The sequence below is a fragment of the Vibrio fujianensis genome (assembly GCF_002749895.1).
GTDB classification, from domain to species: domain Bacteria; phylum Pseudomonadota; class Gammaproteobacteria; order Enterobacterales; family Vibrionaceae; genus Vibrio; species Vibrio fujianensis.
On sequence record NZ_NBUS01000034.1, the window covers coordinates 2,626 to 5,088 of the forward strand.

Genomic DNA, 2,463 nt, shown 5'->3' on the forward strand with positions numbered 1-2,463 from the left:
AATAGAGCCGCCAGAAGGTAAGCGAACTTCACGTTGGAAGGCCGATTCAATTTGGCTTTCAATTTGGAAATGACTAAATAGTGGTACATCCCCTTCGTATTTTTTCACCCGATTGACGAAGTCCGGACGAACCAAACGAATATGCTCTAATGCACGTTCATAGATGGTGTTGCTGTCGATAAGAATTTCACCAATATCACGACGGAGGTAGTCGCGAATTGCACGGACAATGACGTTACTTTCTTGGTGAATTAAGAAAGGAGCCGGATTAGACTCAGAAGCTTGCTTAATCGCGCTCCAGTGGTTTAATAGGACATTTAAATCCCATTCTAACTCTTCGGCACTTTTGCCAACGCCAGCAGTACGGACGATAAGCCCCATACCTTGTGGTAAGACTAGTGTGCTGAGAGCGGCCTTTAGTTCCGTGCGCTCATCACCTTCGATACGACGAGATATTCCGCCAGCACGAGGGTTATTCGGCATTAGCACTAAGTAGCTACCAGCAAGAGAAATAAAAGTCGTTAATGCGGCCCCTTTGCTACCACGTTCTTCTTTTTCCACTTGGACGATGACTTCTTGACCTTCTTTTAGCACTTCTTTAATGCTTGGACGGCCTTGATAGCTATAACCTTCTGGAAAATATTCGCGGGCGATTTCTTTGAGGGGGAGGAATCCGTGTCTTTCGGCACCGTAGTCAACAAATGCGGCTTCTAGACTCGGTTCAATGCGGGTAATGCGTCCTTTGTAAATATTAGCTTTTTTAGATTCATGTCCAGGACTTTCGATATCTAGATCGAACAGTCGCTGGCCATCGACCAAGGCGACACGCAACTCTTCTTTTTGAGTTGCGTTAATTAACATTCTTTTCATTTAAAATCTCGTTGTATTTTCTTCGTTTTGATTATTATTCTTGCTGCTTTTTTTCGTTTTCATGGTGCCAGATCCCATGGCTATTGGTTACAGCCTCCCGGCTGGAGGGGATGCTCTGAGGGCACATCAGTCATCACAAGCATACGATTGCCTGTGATCCGCATAGTGGCGGAGAGTACTCAACATGAAAAGACGAGGAGTAGGGCAACAAGAAGCTTTCATCAGTGATGTCTTACGCCACGTGCTGCATACTGATGTTTAGCGGAACTACTCACAAATTTGCTGCGAATAAAAAGATAAAACATCAAGCTTAACCTTTTGACTCGTTGCAGCCATGAACTATAGCAGTGACTGGTAAACTCAGCAATCAGCATTATCAGAAAGCGCTTAAATTTTTCATACGCTGGATAAAAATGTCACAGTTTTCTCGGTAAGGGAGCATAATCCAACGGTTGAAATTGTATTTTTATCAATAACGCAAACCTTTATTAATCGCGTATAAATGAGACTTGCTGCTATTTTCAACAAATTAGTTTGGAATTGGTGACAACCAAGTTATTTTCCTTAGTTAAGAAAAGCGTGATTTTCCATAAATTACCGTTAAAATGCCCACATGAACGAAATGAGAACTGAAGTCCAATTTGTCGACATCGACGATGACATGGCAGGTCAACGTATAGATAACTTCTTACGTAACCAATTAAAAAATATACCGAAAAGCGTAATTTATCGAATATTACGTAAAGGTGAGGTACGAGTGAATAAAAAGCGTATCAAAGCCGAATATAAACTCGCCGCAGGGGATGTGGTACGGATTCCACCTGTCACAGTGGAGATAAAAGAGCAAACGAACGCCGCGCTAAGTACCAAGCTAAACCGGGTCGCTGAATTAGAAGACTGTATTCTTTATGAAGATGAGCACCTATTGATATTAAATAAGCCATCAGGTACGGCTGTCCATGGGGGGAGTGGACTAAAGTTTGGCGCGATAGAAGCCTTACGGGCATTACGCCCACAGGCTCGTTTTCTGGAGTTAGTTCATCGCATTGATCGAGATACGTCCGGAATTCTATTAGTGGCCAAAAAGCGTTCAGCACTACGTCAGTTACAGAGTCAGTTTCGAGAGAAAACGGTACAGAAATATTACTATGCCTTAGTCATGGGAGAGTGGCAGACAAAGCATAAAGTAGTGAATGCACCTTTATTAAAAAATGAAGTCAATAGTATTGTGCGGGTAAATCCAGTAGGAAAGCCTTCAGAGACCAGATTTAGAATTATAGAGAAATTTCCCCAAGCGACGTTAATCCAAGCAAGCCCTATTACTGGACGAACCCATCAGATTCGAGTACATACTCAATATGTTGGTCATCCCATCGCATGGGATGACCGCTATGGTGATCGCCGTTTTGATGCTTATACTGCTCAATTTGGTATCAATCGGTTATTTTTACACGCAGCACATATTTTATTTTTGCATCCTGCGACAGGGGAGAAAATGGAGATACACGCTCCGTTAGAGGCTCAATTACAGCAAGCACTTGATAAAATGCGCCGACTAAATTAGTCGGCGCGAGCTGATTGCGCTATAAAACC

Annotated in this window: 2 protein-coding genes; one reads left to right on the top strand and one right to left on the bottom strand. The window is 42.8% G+C overall.

Annotation, left to right across the window (positions count from 1 at the left end; translation table 11 throughout):
* Positions 1 to 870 (bottom strand): Rne/Rng family ribonuclease (locus B7C60_RS17530; RefSeq protein WP_245868407.1); only part of this gene is annotated, 870 nt, incomplete at its 3' end.
* 613 nt (positions 871 to 1,483) lie between these two features.
* Here B7C60_RS17530 and rluC point away from each other — a divergent pair.
* Positions 1,484 to 2,434, top strand: coding sequence for a 23S rRNA pseudouridine(955/2504/2580) synthase RluC (rluC, locus tag B7C60_RS01755; RefSeq protein WP_099610159.1), 951 nt, complete (start codon positions 1,484 to 1,486; stop codon positions 2,432 to 2,434).
* Positions 2,435 to 2,463 lie beyond the last annotated feature (29 nt).